Origin of the sequence: Amycolatopsis sp. VC5-11, from assembly GCF_037034185.1 — a bacterium.
Classification (GTDB): Bacteria; Actinomycetota; Actinomycetes; order Mycobacteriales; family Pseudonocardiaceae; genus Amycolatopsis; species Amycolatopsis nivea.
The window spans coordinates 23,976-43,827 of sequence record NZ_JBAGKF010000032.1 but is presented as its reverse complement, the minus strand read 5'-3'; the positions used below and the strand labels follow the sequence as shown (position 1 = coordinate 43,827).

The window sequence follows — 19,852 nt, the reverse complement described above, 5'->3', positions numbered from 1 at the left end:
GTCGGCGTCCTCAGTTAAGTGCTCAACGGTTGGCCTGAGGTCGGGTTGTAGCGGAGTGAGCCGGGTGGGATGTTCCGAATACTTCTCCGTGACATGCTGATGCCCGTATAGCCCCGGCGGCGTTCGGATACCTTCGCCCTGAGCCGCAACAGAAGCGCCAGCGCGTGGGCGCGTGTGCTCGGACGCAATACTCGCGTCGGTCGATCCCCGGATCCGCGCTGCCGTGCGTGCCGCAGCCGACGCGCTCGAGAGGGCCGGGCGTGAACTGGTCGAAACCGACATTCGGTTGAGTGAAGAAGCGACCGCCGCTTATTTCACGGCCTGGGTCGCATATGTCGCGCAACTGCCGGTCCCTGTCGGACGCGAGAACGATCTGCAGGAGGTGACCAGGCTACTGCGGCGGCTCGGAGCCGCTGTGGTGCCGGCCGACCTATCAGGCGAGGTCGCGTTGCTGGACGCTGCCCACAACCGAGTGGATGTCGAGCTCGGTCCCGGCTGTTCGCGTCCGAAACTGGCGATCGGTGAGCTGCGGCGTTCCGACCCGGTGGCTGCTGTAGCAGCGCAAGCTGAGTTCGCGCCGTTCACGATCCCTGCCAACGTCGAAGGCAGACCAAGCATCACAGTCCCGGTTGGGCTCCCGGCGGACCCGGGCCCCCTTTCGCTGTAATGCTGTCCGCACGCCGTGGATATGATTGGTGGCTCTTGGTATTTGCAGCCGAGGTCGAGCACGCTGTGGATGGCTTCCGACGGCCGGAATGCCCATCGCGCACGTGCACCACTGGGGGAGATTCGTGGTGACAGCATCGTCCAGTACAGCGGAGAAAGCCGTGCTTCCCCGCATTTTTCACGTCTGGCTGGGCGGTGCTCTGGTGTCGCAACTCGGCGACGCCGCTTTGTACTTCGCATTGGGGTGGGCGGCCTCGGCTCACGGCGGCCTGGCGTCCGGTTGGATTCTGTCGGCGGTCGCGCTGCCGCGGACGATTCTGCTCTTGTTCGGCGGCGCCGTCGGCGATCGGCTCGGTGCCCGACAGGTCATGATCGTCGGTGATGCCGTGATGCTGGTTGTCGCCGTAACACTGGCTGTCGTGTCGGGGGCAGCTGGGGCACCGTTGGCCATTCTCGTGATAGCTGCCCTCATAGTCGGCACAAACGACGCCTTCTACCTGCCCTCGTCCGGATCGATGCCCCGCCGGCTCGTCGAGCCCGAATTGCTCCCGCGGGCAGTCGCGCTTCGTCAGAGCGGAACGCAGGTGATTAGTCTGGTCGGTGCTCCTATCGGTGGTGCCTTGGTGGCATTCGCCGGGCTCTCCGCAGCGGCATGGGCCGACGCGATCACCTTCGCCGTGGTACTGGTCGTGCTGGTTGTGGTGCGTCCGCCGTTCACCCCGCCGTCGCCCGCGCAGCGCAAGCACATCCTGCGCGAGGTGTGGGAAGGGATCCAGGTCGCGGTCAGGACCTCCGGACTGGGACCCGTCCTGTTGCTCGTCGCGGGCGCGGCGGGATTCGTGCTGCCTTTTGCAACTTTGCTGATCCCGCTGCTGGCGCGAGAGCACGGATGGGGTTCGACCGGTGCGGGGTTTGTGGTCGGAGCCCAGAGCATGGGCACGATCGTCGTAACCCTGATCATCAGTCGCCGCGGGATCTTCGCCCGCTCCGGCATTGTTGCCGCGCTCGCGCTGGCGGTGGTCGCCGTGGGCGAACTGGCGGTTGGCCTCGCGCCAGCGCTGCCAATGGCCATCACGGGCGCGTTAGGCGTCGGCGCGGCGAGCGGCATGTTCGTCAGCCACCTCAGCCCGCTGCTCCTCAGCGCCGCTCCTGATACTCATCTCGCTCGTGTACAGGCAATCCTCTCGGTGATCCAGAGTGTGACCCTGTTGGCGACCAACAACATCATCGGCTCGGTTGCCCACGCGCTCGGACCTCAAGCCGGGACCCTCGTGTGTACGGCCGCGCTGCTTATGTGCGCCGCGGCGGGACTCTTCAGCCGGCCCGTCCGCAGGATCGCCCGACCGGCTGGCCGAGCTGTGCGTTCTTGATGGTCTGTCCGCAAGGGCATCGTCTGAACAAGGACAGCGGACGATGGTGCTAGCCACGACACTCGCGGTTGAAATGTCGGCGGCGCATGTCGGTTTTCGGCAGCGGCATCGCGACGTTGCGCGCGTATGAGCCTGCGAGGCCTGGCCGCGGCCGGATCACGTTCCCCCGCCACGAGCCCGTGCGCCCGCTCAACACGAACAGCCGGCCCGACGAACTGCCTGGCGTGCTCACTCCGGACGGGAATCCGTCCGGGGCGCTAGTCCTGGGGCAGTTGTCGTTCGGGGATGCCTGCGCTGACGTTGGTCGCGGAGCGGCGGAACGCGGTCGGCTCAGGCGGGCGGGAGCGCTGTTCGCGGTCGGCGCACTGTTGGACATGATCCGCAGGTCCGCGATGGACATCCTATTGCGCTGGCTAATGGACACCTACGGGCAAGGTGGTCGGCCCGCTGTCCACCATGGACGGCATCGCGTTCTTCGTCGAGACGATCTTCCCCGGCCTCGATTTATACGCCTGGGGCCATCTCCTGCCACGACGGCACCTTCATCTGGAGCAAGTGCTGGCCGAGTATGTCGATTACTTCAACCCCCATCGACCTCATCGCTCCTTGCATCAACGGCCGCCCGATCAAGTCTCGGTACCCGGCCGCATGACCGGCTCGGGGCGGGTTCGGCGTCGTGATCGGCTCGGCGGACTGATCCATGAATATCAGCAGGTCGCATGACGTGACACAGTTCTCGGCACTCACAGGATGCTGCGGCATTCCTCGATCACCGTCACCTCCGACACCTACACGACGGTCTTGCCTCAGGTGGCGTTCGCGGCGGCGGAAGCGACGGCGGCGATCATCCCGCAGCAGTCGGCGAGAAGTCTCGGGCTCGCCAACGACCACAATGGACAATCCAGAACCGGAAGAAAACCCTCCAGAAAACCAAAATCCCCAGGTCGATGAATCACAAGACCTGGGGATGTGGGTGCGCCATCAGGGACTCGAACCCCGAACCCGCTGGTTAAGAGTCCACGGCCTGACCTGTCGGGTGGTGCCGAGTGATGTCAGGCAAGACCTTTTCGTGTGGTCGCGGGGCGTGGTGTGTTGGCCGGTGTCGTCGTGCGGTGGAGGTCTCGGGCTCGCAAATGCCAGGTTGTGTCGCTTGGTCCGGTCCGGGTCTGGCACCGCGCCTTGGGGATGTCGTGACGGGGTCGGCGGTTCGGCGTGATGCTGTCGTCTCGGCGGTGAGCCGAGTCGAACAAGGTCGATCGGGCCAGACACGAAGCGACGTTCTCTGCGAAGTTTGTCCTGATTCGGAAGGATGCCGGTGGCTGCCGAACCGCACCCGGCGGCGGAGGAGCGGCTCAACTTCGAGTTCCGCCCCAGGATCAACTACGTCGCCGACTCCCGGCGGCTGATCTCGCTGCTGGGCATGCTGTCGAAGACGGTGTCGCACGGTTTCTACGAGGCACACGCCGACTGACCGGATAAAGCCGCGGACGACCAGCGCCGGATCCTGAACGCGCTGAGCGCCCGGTCGGCGGCGCGTACTCGGTCGATCGTGGAGAAGCACTTCTCCGATGGTGGTGAGCGCGCGGTGGCATTGCTGGAGAAACAGGGCTTCTGGGAGTGCTGACCGAGATTCCGCCGCGAATGCGGTCCCCGGCTCGAAGGCGACTTGACCGGCGGGCCAGACCATGGACGACGGGCTCGTCCCCTTCGTGCAGGTCGTAGTACGACTATCCCCTGACCACGGCGGGTTCCTCCTTGTCCGTGCGGGCACGGCGGACGATCTCATGGCTATCGCGATATACGCCGAACCCTCCGGGGATGTCGCCGACGATCCCGGCAACGTGCGGGTGAGCAGCTCGGCTGTTGGCTGGCCCGCCAGCACCGAGAGCCTCGTCGCTGTGCTCTGATCTCTAATCACTCTCGGTGCGAGTCTGGATCCCGACTGCCGCATCGGCGTCGCGCGCATCCGGCGAGGGGGTATTCCAACTGCCCAACAGTCGCAAGGCGTCTTCGGCAGGCGAGCCCGGTTCAGGCAGGAACGTCACCATCTGAAGACCGGCGGCGCCGGGCAGTTCCAGCGATTCGTAGTTCAGGACGATTTCCCCGACGACGGGGTGCTGGATGCGTTTCTTTCCGCGCCGGTGAACGGATACGTTGCGAGTAGCCCACATCGTGCGGAACTCCAGGCTGGCGGTGGAGAGCTGTCCGATCAGTTCGACGAAGGCCTTCGCCCGAGGCGTACGCGCCGATTCGGCTTGCAGGGTCGCCACGGTGTCCTCGGCCACCGCGTTCCATTCGGGGAACGTTTCGTGGCTGTGCTCGTCGAGGAATACGTAACGGGCCAGGTTCGGGAGTCCCGTACCGCGATGACGGTTGTAAATCTCGGAGTACAGAGCCCGGCCCAATGAGTTCGTCGCGAGGAGATCGAGGCGTCCGTTGTGGATCGACGCGGGCAGTCCCGGCATCGCGTCCATCAGCTGCCGCACATTGGCGTGGATCTTGCCTGCCGGCGCGGGGCGGCGCGAGCGGGGGCCCGCGGCGCGGGAGAGATCCAGCAGATGTTGCCGTTCGACCTCGTCGAGCTGCAGGGCGGTGGCGATGGCGTGCAAGATCTCCTCCGAGGCGCGGGCGATGTCACCGCGTTCGATCTGGGCGTAGTACTCGGTGCTCACGCCGGCGAGCACGGCGACCTCCTCGCGGCGCAGCCCGTCGACCCGGCGCTTGCCTCCTCCGGGCGGCAGCCCTGCCTGCTCGGGGGTCACCTTGGCGCGCCGCGTCATCAGGAATTCCCTGACTTGTCGCGAAATGTCCATTCCTCCACTTTAAGGAACGGGGGCGTGGGGAGGCATCTGCCAGCAGCCCACCCCAGATCCGCGTTTCGCCAGGGCATAGCGGGCGTCCTCGGGCAGGCAGCGCAACGGAGAGCGCCGCTGTCATGAGTGTCCGCCTGGGTCGCCGAGGGGCGGCAAATCAGGCCTCGATTCGTGCTGAGGCGGTGTTTCTGTCCCAGCTTGATTCGACCGACCCGCGGCCCAGGCGGAGAGGAGGCGCAGCCCGTTCTCGGTGGCGGACCCCGGGGCCGCGGACATGAACACGACGGATTGCTCGGGGTCGTGGGGGCAGGTGAGCATCTGCCAGTCCATGATCAGCTCTCCGGCGACCGGGTGCTGGTAGCGCTTGGTGCCGAACGTCTTGAGCGCGACCTGATGGGATGCCCACAGGCGGCGGAAGTCGTCGTTCCCGGCGCACAAGTCCTCGACCAGGCGGTCGAGTTCGGGGTCGGCCGGCGAGGAGGCGGCGTCCATGCGGGCGAAAGCGACGCACAGACGCGAATTCTCCTCCCAGTCCTGGTCGGTGTAGAGCGCGCGGACTCCTGGGTGGAGGAACGTGAGTCTCAGCAGATTGCGCTCAGCTGCGGGGAGCGCCCCGAAGTCTGTGTACAGGGCGGCGGCCAGTGGATTCCACGCCAGGATGTTCATATGCCGCCCGAGCACCAGGGCCGGGGCGTCGTTCATGCTGCGCACGAGGCGCAGTGTCTGCGGATGCACGCTTTGCGGCTGTAACTCGCCGACCGTGGGGGAGTTGGTGCTTCGGTCAGCGAGCTGGTGGAGGTAATGCACCTGGTCGGCGTCCAGCCGGAGTGCGTCGGCGATGCAGCCGAGCACGCCGGTGGACGGCGGGAGCCGGCCTTGTTCGATCCGGGTGTAGTACTCGGTGCTGATCGACGCGAGCTTCGCGACTTCCGCCCGTCGCAGACCAGCGACGCGGCGCGGGTGTCCGGTGTTCAAAAATCCCACCTGATCGGGGGAAATGTCAGCCCGTCGGGCCCGGAGGAAGTCGCCGAGCGCGTTGTCCCTGGCGTGCTGGTTCGTGCGCATGAGGTATCCCGTTTCTCTCGCGGTCAGGTTCCGGGAAGGGGGTAGAGATCTCTGCCCCTCAGATGCCCCGCACGATCGCCGCTCAGATGAGACAGTCCGGATTGAGCAAACGTTCCAGCCCTCTGGCTGCGGAATCGAATGCACTTCCAGGAGGCGTCAGTCGTGGAAAACATCGAAACCGTCACTTTCAAGAACAAGAACGTGGACGTCGCCGCGGACATCCACTTCCCGCCCGGGTTCGACCCGGCGCAGAAGTACCCGGCCATCGTCAGCGCCCACCCGGTCGGGAGCTGCAAGGAGCAGACCTCCGGCTCGGTCTACGGCAAGGCCTTCGCCGAAGCGGGCTTCGTCGTACTCGCCTTCGACGCGGGCTACCAGGCCGGCAGCGGCGGCGAGCCACGCCAGCTCGAAGACGCGACTGTGCGGGTGGAGGACTTCCGCTGCGCTGCCGACTACCTGGTCACCCTCGACTACGTGGACGAGGACCGCATCGGGGTGTTCGGCATGTGCGCCGGCGGCGGCTACACCTGGTCCGCCGCGATGACCGAGCGCCGGTTCAAGGCGGTCGCGACCGTGACCGGCGTCAACCTGGGCCGCCTGATGCGCGAGGGCGACATGTCCCCGGACGCGGCCATCACGACACTGGAAGCGGTCGCGAAGCAGCGCACCGCGGAAGCCCGCGGCGGCGAACAGCGACGCGACAGCTCGCTGCCGCCGTCGGTCGAGAAGGCCAATGAACTGGGTCTCGTGCCGCCGATGCACATCGACGTCGCGGAGGCCACCGAGTACTACAAGACGCCGCGTGGAGCCCACCCGCACGCGACGAACCTGTGGCTGTTCTCGTCCCTGGCGCCCACGATCGGCTTCGACGCCTACCACCTCGCGGACAAGCTGCTCACTCAGCCGCTGCTGCTGGTCGTCGGCAACAAGCCGGGGGAATTCGGCGCCTACCGGGACGGGCACACCGTCTTCGACCTCGCCGCCTCGAAGGACAAGCAGCTCCTGATCATCCCGGACGTCTCCCACTACGACCTCTACGACAAGCCCGAGGCCGTCGGGCCTGCTCTGGAGGCACTCATCCCCTTCTACCGGAAGCACCTCTGAGCGGTCCGGCCCCGCCAACGGGCCGGCCGTTTCGGCAAACGGCCCCTTCGTCCTGTCGGAGGGGCCGTTCTGCGCATGCCGTGCGGTCGACGCGTCCCTCATCCTGTTAAGCCGTCTGGAGTTCACTGATGACCACCGCCACTTCTCCTGAGGCGATCGCTTCCGCGCTGGCGCAGGGGTTCGCCTACACCCGGCGCGTCCCGGTGCTGCGTCGTCCTGACGAGTACGGCCTCGCCTACGAAGATGTCAGCTTCCCTTCGCAGGACGGCACGCCGCTCGAAGGCTGGTTCATCCCGGCCGACTCCGACAAGCTCGTCATCGCCAACCACCCCATGCCCTGCAACCGCTACGGCTACCCCGGGCACCTTCCCGCCTACGCCACTCCCTTCGCGGACTTCGAGGTCAACTTCCTGCCGGACTGCAAGAACCTCCACGACGCCGGCTACAACGTTCTGGCGTATGACCTGCGCAACCACGGCCGTAGCGGCGCGGCCAACGGCGGCCTCGTCGGCATCGGCCTGTTCGAATACCGCGACGTGATCGGATCGGTGCGCTACGGCCGTGAGCGCATGGGCATCGGCACTTCGCGCATTGCCCTCCTCTCCCGGTGCCTGGGAGCGGACTCCACGATCGTCGCGATGTCCAAGCACCCCGAGGTGTTCGACGGTATTCCGGCTTTCGTCGCCGTTCAACCCGTGTCGCTCCGCGCTCTCGCGGAAACCGCACTGGCTCAGGTGCCCGGCGGGATCGGCCTGCTGGAGGTGGAGCTGAAGAACCTCACCGGCTTCGACCTGGACGAGCTGTCCCCGCTGAATCATGCGAAAGACGTCACCGTGCCGACGCTCATCGCCCAGGTCCACCACGACTCCAGCACCCGGCCCGAGGACGTTCAAGGCATTTACGACAACCTCGGCGCGAAGGACAAGAAGCTGCACTGGATCGAGGGAACCACCCGCCGTTTCGACGGTTACAACTACTTCGCCGAGAACCCCGGGCAGATGGTGGACTGGTTCACCTCACACCTCGCTTGACTCGCCTGGAACTGCTGCCCTGGCGCGCCCCGGAGATCAACCCCGAAGCTGGCCGGACACTGTCCGGCCAGCGCTCCGATGGATCGGGTATCGGCCCGAACTGACGCGAATGGCGTGCGACTGTCCACTGCGGCCACCTGCGCATCGCCCCCCCGTGCCGTTGCCTGACAGAGGGCAGGGGTCATCCGATGAACCGGGGCGGCCGCCGCTCGGTGAAGGCCGCGATGCCCTCGGCTGGGTCGGGTCCGGCCATCGCCCGCAGGACGGCCTCGCGTTCCAGGCGTAGCCCGGTTTCGAGCGGCTCTTCCGAGGAAGCGCGGCAGAGGCTTTTCATCGCGGTCAGCGCGGGCCGGCTGCGCTCGGCGAGCGTTTCGCAGTACTCGAGCGCGGCGGCGGCCAGTTCGGCGACAGGCACGACATAACTTGCGAGGCCCCACTGCAGCGCGGTCGGGGCGTCGATGCGGCGTCCGGAATACATCAGGTCCAGTGCGCGGTTCGGCCCGACGACGCGGGGCAGCCGCTGGGTCGCGCCCCAGGCCGGGACCAGCCCGTATTGCACGTGCTGGTCGCCGAACCGGGCGTTGTCCGCGGCGAAGACCACATCGCAGCAGAGGAGCAGCTCCAGGCCGCCTGCCAGGGCCATGCCCTGGCAGGCGGCCACGACCGGGAGCGGACTGCCGGACAGCCGGGCCAGCGTGGCGTGCACGAGCCGAAGGAATCCGTCCAGCTCGGCGGAATCGCCGAGCATCGACTTGGCTTCGGCGAGGTCGCCGCCGGTGCAGAAGTGGTCGCCGTCCGCGTGCAGCAGGACGGCTCGCACGCCGGATCCCGGCCGTTCGAATGCGTCCATCCCGTCGGCCAGCTCGAGGAAATCCTTGCGGCGCAAGGCGTTGAACTTCCCTGGCCGGTTCAGCTCCAGCAATCCGACCGCTCCGGCTCGCGTGACGGCGACCATCAGACGGCCGGTTCCGCGGAACCGGACCGAGCCTCGACGGTCGTCTTGACCGACCGGGGCAGCTCCCGCAGGAGCAGACCGGCGACGACGGAGATCAGCGCCGCGCCGCCGTTGTAGATCGCGACCGTTGTCCAGCTGCCGCTCGACTTGAACAGGGCCGCGGAAATCAGCGGGGCGAACGAGCCGCCGAGCACAGCGCCGAGGCCGTACGACACGGCGAGCGCGCTGTAGCGGATCGAGGGCGGGAACGCGAGGGCGAAGAAAGTCGGCTCCGCGGCGGAGTTCGCGCTGACTGACATGAACAGCAGCACGAAACCGGCTGCCATCGGCAGGTAACTGCCACTGCCCAGCAGTGGGTAGAACGCGAACGGCGTCAGCACCAGTGCGATCGCGGACACGACGAACACCTGCTTGCGGCCGAACCGGTCGGTCAGCAGACCGAACAGCGGGGTCGAGAACATGTACATCGCGGTCACGATGAGCAGAATCGACAGCAGCGTGGTCTTCGGCTGGTGCAGCACGGACGTGCCGTAGGTGAGCGAATACACCGTGACGACATAGAAATTGACGTGGGTGCCGAGGCAGCACAGCATCACCAGGATCATCGGGCGCCAGCCGCGCTTGACCGCGTCCGCGAGCGGGACTCGCTTCACCGCTTGCGCGTTTTCCACGCGGACGAACTCGGGGCTTTCGTCGAGCTTGACCCGGATGTAGAGGCCGACCAGCACCAGTACCGCGCTCAGCAGGAACGGGACGCGCCAGCCCCAGGTGAGGAAGGCGTCGCCGGGCAGTTCATTGAGCACCAGGAACAGCAGGTTGGCCAGGAGCAGCCCCCAGCCCGCGCCGGAGTTGACGAACGCGCCGGCCAGGCCGCGTCGTTTGTCGCCTGAGCTTTCCACGCTCATTACGAAGCCGCCCGCCTGTTCCCCGCCGAGAGCGAGGCCCTGGATCAGCCGGCAGAGCACGAGCAGGATCGGCGCGAAGATGCCGATCGTGCGGTAGGTCGGCAGCAGGCCGATGGCGAAGGTGCCCACGCCCATCAGCATCATGGTCAGGAACAACACGCGCTTGCGGCCGATGCGGTCGCCGAGGTTGCCGAAGATCGCCGCGCCGATCGGGCGCATCACGAACGCGATCGCGAAGGTGGACAGCGACAGCAGAACCCCGGCGGCGGGGTCGACCTGCGGGAAGAACAGTTTTCCGAACACCAGCGAGGCGGCGACTCCGTAGACCAGGAAGTCGTAGTACTCGACGGTGGTGCCGACCATGCTGGCCACCACGGCGCGGCGGCCGGACCTGGCACGGCCGGCGGATTCCGGTGCGGGCGGGGATTTCGGCGTCGTCATTGAACGCCCCTCTCCGAATGGGTGCGGGCAGACCGGGAATGTGATCGAATAGTCCCCGAGTGGGGTTGCCGTAGCGTAAGCAGGCTCACCCGCGCAATCAATTCGGAGTTCCCGAAGCACCGCTTCGGGTTTGCGAAATAGGTTTCCTCCGCCCGCGCGCGTAGCGTCCCGTGGATGGGAGACACGCATTCCGGGCCGCTGGCGGGGGTACGGATCGTCGAACTGGGCGGCGTCGGGCCGACGCCGTTCGGCTGCATGCTGCTGTCCGATCTCGGGGCCGAGGTGCTGCGGATCGAACGCCCGCCCGGCTATGACGGCGGCGCGCCGATCGAACCGCGGTTCGAGCTGATGAACCGCGGCCGCCGCGGCGTCCCGTTGGATCTCAAACGCCCGGAGTCGGTCGCCGCGGTGCTGCGACTGGTCGAACGGGCCGACGCGCTGGTCGAGGGGTTCCGGCCGGGCGTCGCGGAGCGGCTGGGACTCGGGCCGGACGAATGCCTGGCCGCGAACCCTGCGCTGGTGTACGGCCGGATGACCGGCTGGGGCCAGGACGGGCCGCTGGCCAAGGCCGCCGGCCACGACGTCAACTACGTGTCGCTGACCGGCGTCGTGCACTCGATCGGCGAGGCGGGCGGTCCGCCGGTCATTCCGTTGAATCTGGTCGGCGACTTCGGCGGCGGCTCGCTCTACCTCGCCCTCGGCGTCGTGTCCGCGCTGCTGGAGAGCCGCACGTCCGGCAAGGGGCAGGTGGTGGACGCGGCGATGGTCGACGGTTCGGCGTCGCTGATGACCGCGTTCTACGGCTTCCGCGCGGCGGGCTACTGGACCGACGAACGCGGCACGAACCGGCTCGATTCCGGCGCGCCCTGGTATCAGGTGTACGAGACCGCGGACGGAGGCTGGATCAGCCTTGCCGCGAACGAGACCCGGTTCTGGCGCAACAGCCTCCGGATGCTCGGGTTCACCGAGGACGAACTGCCCGGTCAGCACGACCGGGAGCACTGGCCGGAGATGAAAAAGCGCTTCGCCGAGGTGTTCCGGACGAAGACGCGCGACGAATGGTGCGCGCTCGCCGAGGGACAGGACGTCTGCCTCGCGCCGGTGCTGTCGATGGCCGAGGCTCCGCAGCATCCGCACCTGCGGGCGCGCGGGACGTTCGTCGAGGTCGACGGCGTCGTGCAGCCCGCTCCGGCACCGCGGTTCAGCCGTACGCCGGGAGCGATCCAGCGGCCGCCGGCCGGGCCGGGGGAGCACGCGGACGAGGTGCTCGCCGACTGGGGGTTCTCCGCCGCCGAAGCCGCCGCCCTGCTCGGCTGAGTTCGGAAACCCCGAATCCGGCCTTCGGGAATCGTCAATTGGCTTTCCGGTCCGGCCGCATTAACCTGATGGAAACCGCGATGGGAGTACGAGAAAATGTGCGCGAATTTCCTCAATGAATCGCAGGCGGAATGGCTGAAGACCGTCAACGACTTCATGGACAACGAAATCACCGTCGAGTACGTCCGGAACTGCGACTTCGAACGGCAGTACCCGTACGAGGCGTATGACAAGATCGCGAAGCAGGGCTGGCTCGGCATCCTGATCCCGGAATCCGAGGGCGGCTCCGGCGGGGACATCTTCGACTACTCCCTGATGGCCGAGGGCCTGGGCAAGTTCGGCTTCGACTTCGCCTGCTCGGTCCTGGTGCCGACGTTCACCGCGATGAACATCATCAAGTACGGCACCGCCGAGCAGAAGGCGCGCTACGTCAAGCCGTTCATCGACGGCGAGATCCGGTTCTCGGTCTCGATTTCCGAGCCGGACGCCGGTTCCGACGCGGCCAACACCAAGACCCACGCCCGCCAGGACGAGAACGGCGACTGGATCGTCAGCGGCTCGAAGCTGTGGTGCAGCGGCGCGGCGGCGAAGGACACCGTCATCGCGATGCTGGTCCGCACGGACAAGAACGACAAGCACAACGGCCTGTCCGTGCTGCTGATCCCGAACGACACCCCGGGCTTGGACATCCGCAAGCTCCCGACGCTGTCCCGGCACGCGACCGGCACCACCGAGATCTTCCTCGACGAGGTCCGGGTGCCCGCCGACGCGCTGCTCGGCGAGGCCGGTCAGGGCTGGAAGATCATCACCGAGCACCTGGAGCTGGAACGCTGCGCGGTCGCCGCGGCCTACACCGGCAACGCGCAGGAAGCGGTGAACAACGCCAACCGCTACGCCCACCAGCGCACCCAGTTCGGCAAGCCGATCCGCGATTTCCAGGTGCTCAAGCACATGCTGGCGGAGAACCAGACGCGCGTCGACGCCGCCCGCCTGCTCTGCTACCGCGCCGCGCAGATGAAGGCCGAGAACCTGCCGGCAGCGCGCGAGACGTCGATGGCGAAGCTGTACGGCTCGGAAACGCTGAAGCAGTGCGCGCTCGACGGCATGCAGATCCTGGGCGGCTACGCGAACCTGCCCGAGGGCGACATGGAGCGGTACCTGCGCGAAAGCATCCAGTCCACGATCGGCGGCGGCACCTCGCAGATCCAGCGCACGATCATCGCGAAGTCGATGCGCCTGCCCGCCTGACCCGCTCGTTTTCCTGAGGAGAGAAGATCAATGGGGATCAACAACCGCATCGACATGCCCTACGACGAGCTGGAGGTCGGCCAGGTCTTCCGCACCGGCGGGCGGACGATCACCGAGGCCGACGTCGTCAACTACTGCGCGCTCACCGGCAACTGGATCGAAATCCACTCCAACAAGCATTACGCGGAGCAGACCCGGTTCGGCAAGCGGCTGGTGCAGGGCTCGCTGACGTACTCGATCATGACCGGGCTGATCCAGTTCGGCCCGTCGATCCAGGCGAACTACGGGATCGACAACCTGCGCTACCTCAAGCCGGTCGCGATCGACGACACGATCTACGTGACCGCCGAAGTCACCGCGAAGAAGGAAAAGGACGACAAGTACGGCGTCACGACCTTCCTGATGAAGGCGCTCAACCAGGACGGTTACGTGGTGCAGCGCAGCGAGTGGAGCCTGCTGATGCTGCGCCGCCGCGAGGACCTCGAAGCGCTGCTCGCGGCGTCCCTGCCGACGGAGAAGCAGCCGGAGAAGAAGTGAGCGCCGGCGAACCGGTCGCCGCGATCGTCGGGATGGGCGACGCGTACGCGTCGAAGGCCGACCGGAAAGACCCGCTGCAGCTGGCCACCGAGGCGACGATGGCCGCGCTGGCCGACGCCGGGATCGGCAAGCACCAGGTGGACGCGGTGTTCACCGGGCGCTCGCCGTGGGCGGACAAACGGTCCCAGTGGAGCAACATCTTCATCTCGCACCTGCAGATGCCGGTGACGCTCAACAGCGAGATCACCCTGCACGGCGCCGGATTGACGTCGACCATCGCGGTGGCGTCGCAGATGATCGCGGCCGGTGCGGCGGAGTACGTGCTGTGCGTGCAGAGCGACGCGACCGAACTGTTCGTGGACGCGGTCGCGATGGGTTCGGAGGCGGACTCGGACCCGCAGTACGAGGTGCCCTACGGCCCGACCATCCCGTCGCTGTACGCGCAGGCCGCGCACCGGTATTTCCACGAATACGGGATGACCGAAGAGGATCTCGCCGACGTCGCCATCGCCAATCAGCGATGGGGCGCGCAGCATCCGCACGCGGCGAAGCGCAAACACGGCGAGATCGACCGCGAGAAGGTGCTGTCCTCGCCGTACGTCGCCACACCGCTGCGCCGGTGGATGTGCTCCACCTGGGGCGGCGGCACCGGCGGCGCGCTGGTGGTGACCTCGCCCGAACGCGCGAAGGAAGCACGCGATCCGATCTGGGTGCGGGGCTACGGGTCGGCGACCACCCACGAGTACCTCACCGACCGGATGAACATGCGCTCGGGCCGGTTCGCCGGACTGGGCGAGTTTCCGAACCTGACGCACACCGCGACCGTGGAGGCCGCCCGTCAGGCATTCACCCGGTCCGGGCTGACTCCGTCCGATGTGGACATGCTGCAGCTGTCGGTGAACTTCGCGCACATGGGCCCGATCATCATGGAGGACCTGGGTTTCGCGAAGAAGGGCCACGGCATCGACGTGTACCGCGAAGGCCGGACCGGCGTCGACGGCGACCTGCCGACCGACACCAACGGCGGCTGGCTTTCCTTCGGACAGCCCGGGATCTCGTGCAATATGGACAGTCTGGTCGAGGCCGTCCGCCAGCTGCGCGGCACCGCGCTGGGGCTCGCGCCGAAGCGGAAACCGCGCACGGTGCTGGTGCAGGGCGCGGGCGGGATGCTCGCCGCGGCGGGCGTGATGGTGTTGTCCGGCAACGAAGCTGGGAGGCCGTGATGAGCGAGGACTGGCCGCAGCCCTACCGGCTGCCCGACGCCGAACCGTACTGGGCGGCGCTCGGCGAGGAACGGCTCACCTATCAGCGCTGCGGTGCGTGCAGCGAGGTCGTGTGGCCTGCGCACTCGTACTGTCCGCACTGCTCGGCCAAGTCGCTGGGCTGGGAGGAATCGCGGGGCCGCGGCACGGTGTGGTCCTACAGCACGGTCATGCGCGGCCCGACGCCGACGTGGGCGGCGATCGTGCCCTACACGGTCGGGTTCGTCGAGATGGCGGAGGGCTACCAGCTGTTCACGCAGATCGAGGCGGAACCGGACGCGATCGAGATCGGCATGCCGGTCGAGGTCCGGTTCGTGCGGCGCGGGGAGCAGACGCTCCCGGTGTTCGCCCCGGCCGCGGAGGGATGACATGGCCGGACCGCTCGACGGAGTGCGGATCCTGGACCTGACCTCGAACTTCATGGGTCCGTACGCGTCCCTGCTGCTCGCGGACCTCGGTGCCGACGTCGCGAAGGTGGAGCCGCCGGAAGGCGACACCACCCGCGGCGTCGGGCCGCGGCGCAGTCCCGGGATGGCGGCGATCTTCCTGCACCTGAACCGGAACAAGCGCAGTCTCGTCCTCGACCTGAAGCATCCGGACGGGCGGGACGCGCTGCTGCGGATGACGCGGTCGGCGGACGTGCTGCTCTACAGCCTGCGCCCGGCGGCGATGCGGCGGCTCGGTCTGTCCTATGCGAACCTGCGGGAAGTCAATCCGCGCTTGGTGTACTGCGGTTGCTTCGGCTTCGGCCAGAACGGCCCGTACGCGAGCAAACCGGCCTACGACGACCTGATCCAGGCCGCGGTCGGAATGCCGGTGCTGCAGAGCCGGGGCGCCGGAGAGCCGGCGTACGTGGCCACCGCGATCGCGGACCGGGTGGTCGGCATGGCGACGTCCTCGGCGGTGACGGCGGCGTTGTACCGGCGGGAACGCAGCGGGCGCGGCCAGGAGGTGCAGGTGCCGATGTTCGAGACGTTCGCGCACTTCGCCATGGGCGACCACCTCTACGGGCACACCTTCGTGCCGCCGATCGGGGACTGGGGCTACGCGCGGATGATGAACTCCGACCGCCGCCCGTACCGGACCCTCGACGGCTACCTCGGCGTCAACATCTACACCGACCGGCACTGGCAGCGGTTCTTCGCCGCGGTCGGGCGGGCGGATCTCGGCGAGGACCCGCGATTCGCCAGCATCGACGGCCGGACCGAGCACATCGGCGAGCTGTACGCGTTCCTGGCCGAGGTGTTCGCCACCCGAGCCACCGCGGACTGGCTGAAGCTGCTCGGCGAGGCCGACATCCCGGCGATCCGGATGAACACGCCGGAGACGCTGCTGAGCGATCCGCACATGGAGGAGATCGGGTTTTTCGCGGAGCAGGACCATCCTTCGGAGGGACGGCTGCGCACCATCGGCATCCCGCAGCAGTGGAGCGAGAGTGCTCCCGAGCTGCGGTACCCCGCGCCCCGGCTCGGCGAGCATTCGGCGGAGCTGCTGGGGGAGTTCGGGTTCGGCGAGAACGAGATCGGCGCGCTGGTTGCCTCGGGCGCGGCCGGGACGGGAGTGCGCGATGACGCGTGAACTGCCCCTGACGGGGATCGTCGTGGTGGAGCTGAGCGACAGCGCGTCCGCGCCGTTCGCCGGCAAGATCCTCGCCGAACTCGGCGCCGAGGTGTGGAAAGTCGAGCGGCCGACCGGCGACTCCGCGCGCAGCTGGGGGCCGAGCGAGTGGAAGGGCGACGGAGCGGCGTTCCACGCGCTCAACCGCGGCCGCCGCTACCTCAGCCTCGACATCAAGGACCGCGGGCAGCTGGCGACGCTGCACCGGCTCATCGCCGAGCGGGCCGACGTGTTCCTGCACAACCTGCGGCCGGGCACTGCGGCGCGTTACGGCCTCGACGCAGAGAACCTGCGGGTGACCAAACCGGAACTCGTGCACTGCGAGATCGGCGCGTTCGGCAAGGCAGGCCCGCTGCGCGAACTGCCCGGCTACGACCCGCTGATGCAGGCGTTCGCCGGAATCATGGACATCACCGGCGAAGCCGACGGCGGCCCGGTGCGCGCCGGGGTGTCCATTGTGGACTTCGGAACCGGGATGTGGGCGGTGATCGGCGTCCTCGCGGCGCTGAACCGGCGGCACGTGAAGCACACCGGGGCGGCGGTGGACGCGTCGCTGCTGGAGACGGCGATCGCGTGGAACTCCGTCGGCATCGCCGGCTACCAGGCCGACGGGCATCCCGGCGGCAGGCACGGCTCCGGCGTGGCGTTCATCGTCCCGCACCGCGCGTTCGCGGCCTCGGACGGCGCGTTGATCGTCAGCTGCGCCAACGACGCGCTGTTCGCCCGGCTGTCCGAGGCGCTCGGCCATCCGGAATGGGCGGCCGACCCGCGGTTCGCCGGGAACGCCGCACGGCTGGACAATCGCGCCGAAATCGACCGGCTGATCGGCGAGCGGATCGCGACCGGCACCCGCGCGCAGTGGCAGGAACGGCTGGAGGCGGCCGGGATCCCGTGCGCGCCGGTGCAGACGACGCCGGAGCTGGTCGGCCACGAGCAGACCCGCGAACTCGGCATCATCGGCACGGTCGACGAGGACGAGATCGGCGTCGTCGGGCTGCCGCTGTCGTTCGACGGCCGGCGTCCGCCTCCGCTGCACCCGGTCCGCCCGACCGGCGCGGACAACGACCTGCTCGGCTCGGTGCTGCCGACCCGGGCCTGAACCCCGTCCCAGGACAGAAGTGGAAAATGCCATGGCTGCGCCGTATTCGGAAAAGCAGTGGAGCGCGATCGAGTCCGCCTCGGCGGACGAGGCCAGGGTCGTGCAGGAAGAGCGGCTGCGCGAGCAGCTGGCGTACGTGGGTGCGCGGAGCGAGTTCTACCGGGAGAAGTTCGCTGCTGCCGGAGTGGATCCGGCTGCGGTCCGGACGGTGGAGGACCTGGTCCGGCTGCCGTTCACGGAGAAGCAGGAGCTGCGCGAGAGCCTGGCCGCCGCGCCGCCGCTGGGCGCGCACGTGGCGGCGGGCCCGGACGAGATCGTCCAGATCCAGGCCTCCTCGGGGACCACGGGCAGCCCCTCGTATGTCGGGCTGACCCGCAGCGACATCGAAACGTGGTGCGAGCTGGGCGCGCGGGCGCTTTACGCGAACGGGTTCCGGCCGGGCGACCGGCTGCTGCACGCGTTCGGGATGAGCAAGGGGTTCGTCGGCGGGCTGCCGGTGGTGCAGATCCTGCAGCACATGGGGATCGTGGACATCCCGATCGGCGCCGAGGCCGGGGCGGAGCGGTTGCTGCGCGTGCAGGCGGACCAGCGGCCGAACGCGCTCATCGGGACGCCCTATTTTCTGGCGTACCTCGCCGAACAGGCCCCGTCGATCGTCGGCCTGGACGCCCGCGAGCTGGGAGTTCGCGCGATCAGCGTCGGCGGCGAACCCGGCGGCGGGCTGCCCGCGGTGCGGGAGAAGCTCGAAGCGCTATGGGGCGCGACCTCGCGGGAAATGCTCGGCGGGACCGACATCGCGTGCACCTATTGGGGTGAATGCGAGGCCGCGAACGGGATGCATTTCCTGTCGCCGGACCTGATGGTCGCCGAGCTGATCAACCCCGACACTGGGGAGCAGATCGCCCCGGTCGAGGGCGCGCAGGGCGAGCTGGTGTACACCGCGCTGCGGCGGCAGGCGTCGCCGCTGGTGCGCTTCCGGACCCGGGACCACGTCGTGGTGACCGGCACGGACTGCGCGTGCGGGCGGACCGGGTACACGGTGCGCTGCATCGGCCGGACCGACGACATGCTGATCGTGCGCGGGATCAACGTGTTCCCGTCGGCGATCAAGCAGCTGGTGGCGGAGCTGGCTCCGGTCACCACGGGGGAGATGCGGATCCGCGCGGACTTCGAGGGGCATTCCACCCAGAAGCCGCTGCCGCTCGTGGTCGAACACGCGGCGGGCCTTCCGTCGGAGAAACAGGATGAACTCCGAGCGTCCCTGGAGAGCCGGATCCGGTCCGCGCTGAACGTGAAAACCGCCGTCACACTGGTCCCGGACGGCTCCTTGAAGCGCCCCGACCACGTGAAAGTCAACCTCGTAGAACGGGTGCCCGCGCAGACCGCGTGATAGAGGTAGAGCGTGAGCGCGTTCAACAGGCTGCACCTGATCCGGCAGGTCGACCTCCTGACCCTGCGGTTGTTCCTGTCCGCGGTCGAGGAGAAGCAGATCGGGCTGGCCGCGATCCGGGAGAACGTCTCGGCGTCGACGGCGACGAAACGGATCCACGACCTGGAGGCCATCGCCGGCATCGAACTGCTGGACCGCGGCCCGCGCGGGGTGGTGCCCACGCCGGCGGGCGCGGTGCTGGCGCGGCACGTGCGGAAGATCTTCGGCAGCCTGGAGGACATCCGGTCGGAAATCGCGGCGTTCAGCGAGGGAATGCAGGGCGATCTGACGATCGCTTCGGCGCGGTCGATCTTCGCGCCGTTTCTTGCCCGGGAACTCGGTGAATTCTCCCGGCAGTACCCGCAGGTCCGGATAATCGTCCACGAAATCGAAAACCGGGAAATCCTGCAGGAGGTCGCCCGCGGCGAGGCGGATCTCGGCGTGTTCGCCGCGGCGCACGAACTCGATCTCACCGGAGTGGACGTGACGCCCTACCGCCGCGACCGGATCGTGGTGGCGCTGCCGCGCGGGCACCGGCTCGCGGACCGGCTGAGCGTGACGTTCGAGGAGCTGCTGCCGGAGCCCCTGATCGCGGTCGGCCCGATGTCGGGTGCGTTCCGGGCCGCGGCGCGGCGCCTCGGCGAGGAGTTCGAACCGGCGTTCAGCGTGCGCAGCGGGGAGGTCGCGCTGAGCCTGGTGCAGGCCGGTCTCGGCGTCGCGGCGCAGCCGGAGTGCATGGTGACCCGCGAATTCCTGGAGCGGGTGGCGGTCGTCGAACTCGCCGAACCGTGGGCCGAGCGGAAGATCCACCTCGCGACCGCGGCGGGCCGCCGTCCGGCTGCCGCGTGCCGGGCGCTGATCGAGCAGCTGCTGGACCGGCCCGTCGACGAACCCCCGGTGGCCGACTGAGGTCCGTGAAGGACTCCTTGGGGGAATCAGATTCCCTCAAGGGGCCCTTCACGGACCTCAACTCGTTCCGGCGGGTGCTCCGCT

20 protein-coding genes are annotated in these 19,852 nt (G+C 68.0%); 16 read left to right on the top strand and 4 right to left on the bottom strand.

Annotation, left to right across the window (positions count from 1 at the left end; translation table 11 throughout):
• Positions 1 to 172: 172 nt before the first annotated feature.
• From WA670_RS43480 to WA670_RS43460, 5 genes are all read left to right on the top strand, one after another.
• The gene (locus WA670_RS43480) at positions 173 to 667 is read left to right on the top strand and encodes an amidase family protein (RefSeq protein ID WP_134668380.1); all 495 of its coding nucleotides are present in this window, start codon (positions 173 to 175) and stop codon (positions 665 to 667) included.
• A 127-nt stretch (positions 668 to 794) separates the two neighbouring features.
• On the top strand, positions 795 to 2,036 hold the full coding sequence (locus tag WA670_RS43475) for an MFS transporter (protein ID WP_336162007.1): 1,242 nt from the start codon (positions 795 to 797) through the stop codon (positions 2,034 to 2,036).
• A 456-nt stretch (positions 2,037 to 2,492) separates the two neighbouring features.
• The gene (locus WA670_RS43470; protein ID WP_336162006.1) at positions 2,493 to 2,759 is read left to right on the top strand and encodes a hypothetical protein; all 267 of its coding nucleotides are present in this window, start codon (positions 2,493 to 2,495) and stop codon (positions 2,757 to 2,759) included.
• Positions 2,760 to 3,351: 592 nt separating this feature from the next.
• A complete protein-coding gene (locus WA670_RS43465; protein ID WP_336162004.1) occupies positions 3,352 to 3,507 on the top strand; it encodes a hypothetical protein in 156 nt (51 codons plus the stop codon).
• Between the two features lie 313 nt (positions 3,508 to 3,820).
• Entirely contained in the window at positions 3,821 to 3,943 is a 123-nt protein-coding gene (locus WA670_RS43460; RefSeq protein ID WP_255806986.1) for a hypothetical protein, read from the top strand.
• 3 nt (positions 3,944 to 3,946) lie between these two features.
• Here the strand turns inward: WA670_RS43460 and WA670_RS43455 are convergent, their stop codons facing one another.
• Positions 3,947 to 4,849 carry a helix-turn-helix transcriptional regulator gene (locus tag WA670_RS43455; RefSeq protein ID WP_238604802.1) on the bottom strand — a complete coding sequence of 301 codons (903 nt, stop codon included), beginning with the start codon at positions 4,847 to 4,849 and terminating at the stop codon, positions 3,947 to 3,949.
• Positions 4,850 to 4,969: 120 nt separating this feature from the next.
• The gene (locus WA670_RS43450) at positions 4,970 to 5,914 is read right to left on the bottom strand and encodes a helix-turn-helix domain-containing protein (RefSeq protein WP_238604803.1); all 945 of its coding nucleotides are present in this window, start codon (positions 5,912 to 5,914) and stop codon (positions 4,970 to 4,972) included.
• Between the two features lie 162 nt (positions 5,915 to 6,076).
• Here WA670_RS43450 and WA670_RS43445 point away from each other — a divergent pair, with 162 nt between their 5' ends.
• On the top strand, positions 6,077 to 7,018 hold the full coding sequence (locus WA670_RS43445; RefSeq protein ID WP_238604804.1) for an alpha/beta hydrolase: 942 nt from the start codon (positions 6,077 to 6,079) through the stop codon (positions 7,016 to 7,018).
• Positions 7,019 to 7,146: 128 nt separating this feature from the next.
• Positions 7,147 to 8,049, top strand: a complete 903-nt coding sequence (locus WA670_RS43440) for an alpha/beta hydrolase family protein (RefSeq protein ID WP_238604805.1) — start codon at positions 7,147 to 7,149, stop codon at positions 8,047 to 8,049.
• A 181-nt stretch (positions 8,050 to 8,230) separates the two neighbouring features.
• Here the strand turns inward: WA670_RS43440 and WA670_RS43435 are convergent, their stop codons facing one another.
• Complete coding sequence (locus tag WA670_RS43435; RefSeq protein ID WP_238604806.1) at positions 8,231 to 9,004, bottom strand: enoyl-CoA hydratase/isomerase family protein; 774 nt, start codon at positions 9,002 to 9,004, stop codon at positions 8,231 to 8,233.
• A complete protein-coding gene (locus WA670_RS43430; RefSeq protein ID WP_238604807.1) occupies positions 9,004 to 10,350 on the bottom strand; it encodes an MFS transporter in 1,347 nt (448 codons plus the stop codon). The genes WA670_RS43435 and WA670_RS43430 overlap by 1 nt, the downstream gene beginning before the upstream one ends.
• 174 nt (positions 10,351 to 10,524) lie before the next feature.
• Here WA670_RS43430 and WA670_RS43425 point away from each other — a divergent pair, with 174 nt between their 5' ends.
• From WA670_RS43425 to WA670_RS43385, 9 genes are all read left to right on the top strand, one after another.
• The gene (locus WA670_RS43425; protein WP_238604808.1) at positions 10,525 to 11,667 is read left to right on the top strand and encodes a CaiB/BaiF CoA transferase family protein; all 1,143 of its coding nucleotides are present in this window, start codon (positions 10,525 to 10,527) and stop codon (positions 11,665 to 11,667) included.
• A 96-nt stretch (positions 11,668 to 11,763) separates the two neighbouring features.
• Positions 11,764 to 12,915 (top strand): acyl-CoA dehydrogenase family protein, encoded by a 1,152-nt coding sequence (locus tag WA670_RS43420; RefSeq protein WP_238604809.1) that lies wholly within the window; start codon positions 11,764 to 11,766, stop codon positions 12,913 to 12,915.
• A 30-nt stretch (positions 12,916 to 12,945) separates the two neighbouring features.
• Positions 12,946 to 13,452 (top strand): MaoC family dehydratase, encoded by a 507-nt coding sequence (locus WA670_RS43415; protein ID WP_238604810.1) that lies wholly within the window; start codon positions 12,946 to 12,948, stop codon positions 13,450 to 13,452.
• Positions 13,449 to 14,675, top strand: coding sequence for a thiolase family protein (locus WA670_RS43410; RefSeq protein ID WP_238604811.1), 1,227 nt, complete (start codon positions 13,449 to 13,451; stop codon positions 14,673 to 14,675). Before WA670_RS43415 ends, WA670_RS43410 begins: the two co-directional genes overlap by 4 nt.
• Positions 14,675 to 15,082 carry a Zn-ribbon domain-containing OB-fold protein gene (locus WA670_RS43405; protein ID WP_238604812.1) on the top strand — a complete coding sequence of 136 codons (408 nt, stop codon included), beginning with the start codon at positions 14,675 to 14,677 and terminating at the stop codon, positions 15,080 to 15,082. The genes WA670_RS43410 and WA670_RS43405 overlap by 1 nt, the downstream gene beginning before the upstream one ends.
• Position 15,083: 1 nt before the next feature.
• Complete coding sequence (locus tag WA670_RS43400) at positions 15,084 to 16,292, top strand: CaiB/BaiF CoA transferase family protein (protein ID WP_336161995.1); 1,209 nt, start codon at positions 15,084 to 15,086, stop codon at positions 16,290 to 16,292.
• Positions 16,282 to 17,430 carry a CaiB/BaiF CoA transferase family protein gene (locus WA670_RS43395; protein ID WP_336161994.1) on the top strand — a complete coding sequence of 383 codons (1,149 nt, stop codon included), beginning with the start codon at positions 16,282 to 16,284 and terminating at the stop codon, positions 17,428 to 17,430. Before WA670_RS43400 ends, WA670_RS43395 begins: the two co-directional genes overlap by 11 nt.
• Positions 17,431 to 17,461: 31 nt before the next feature.
• Positions 17,462 to 18,820 carry a phenylacetate--CoA ligase family protein gene (locus tag WA670_RS43390; RefSeq protein ID WP_336161992.1) on the top strand — a complete coding sequence of 453 codons (1,359 nt, stop codon included), beginning with the start codon at positions 17,462 to 17,464 and terminating at the stop codon, positions 18,818 to 18,820.
• A 12-nt stretch (positions 18,821 to 18,832) separates the two neighbouring features.
• The gene (locus WA670_RS43385) at positions 18,833 to 19,768 is read left to right on the top strand and encodes a LysR family transcriptional regulator (RefSeq protein WP_238604816.1); all 936 of its coding nucleotides are present in this window, start codon (positions 18,833 to 18,835) and stop codon (positions 19,766 to 19,768) included.
• The last annotated feature ends 84 nt before the right edge of the window (positions 19,769 to 19,852 follow it).

Bases quoted from the DNA above. Each gene is read 5' to 3' on its own strand.
- WA670_RS43430 (WP_238604807.1), bottom strand. From the start codon at position 10,350: ATGACGACGCCGAAATCCCCGCCCGCACCGGAATCCGCCGGCCGTGCC.
- WA670_RS43420 (WP_238604809.1), top strand. From the start codon at position 11,764: ATGTGCGCGAATTTCCTCAATGAATCGCAGGCGGAATGGCTGAAGACC.
- WA670_RS43470 (WP_336162006.1), top strand. From the start codon at position 2,493: ATGGACGGCATCGCGTTCTTCGTCGAGACGATCTTCCCCGGCCTCGAT.
- WA670_RS43460 (WP_255806986.1), top strand. From the start codon at position 3,821: ATGGCTATCGCGATATACGCCGAACCCTCCGGGGATGTCGCCGACGAT.
- WA670_RS43405 (WP_238604812.1), top strand. From the start codon at position 14,675: ATGAGCGAGGACTGGCCGCAGCCCTACCGGCTGCCCGACGCCGAACCG.
- WA670_RS43415 (WP_238604810.1), top strand. From the start codon at position 12,946: ATGGGGATCAACAACCGCATCGACATGCCCTACGACGAGCTGGAGGTC.
- WA670_RS43450 (WP_238604803.1), bottom strand. From the start codon at position 5,914: ATGCGCACGAACCAGCACGCCAGGGACAACGCGCTCGGCGACTTCCTC.
- WA670_RS43395 (WP_336161994.1), top strand. From the start codon at position 16,282: ATGACGCGTGAACTGCCCCTGACGGGGATCGTCGTGGTGGAGCTGAGC.
- WA670_RS43440 (WP_238604805.1), top strand. From the start codon at position 7,147: ATGACCACCGCCACTTCTCCTGAGGCGATCGCTTCCGCGCTGGCGCAG.
- WA670_RS43400 (WP_336161995.1), top strand. From the start codon at position 15,084: ATGGCCGGACCGCTCGACGGAGTGCGGATCCTGGACCTGACCTCGAAC.
- WA670_RS43455 (WP_238604802.1), bottom strand. From the start codon at position 4,849: ATGGACATTTCGCGACAAGTCAGGGAATTCCTGATGACGCGGCGCGCC.
- WA670_RS43390 (WP_336161992.1), top strand. From the start codon at position 17,462: ATGGCTGCGCCGTATTCGGAAAAGCAGTGGAGCGCGATCGAGTCCGCC.
- WA670_RS43435 (WP_238604806.1), bottom strand. From the start codon at position 9,004: ATGGTCGCCGTCACGCGAGCCGGAGCGGTCGGATTGCTGGAGCTGAAC.
- WA670_RS43425 (WP_238604808.1), top strand. From the start codon at position 10,525: ATGGGAGACACGCATTCCGGGCCGCTGGCGGGGGTACGGATCGTCGAA.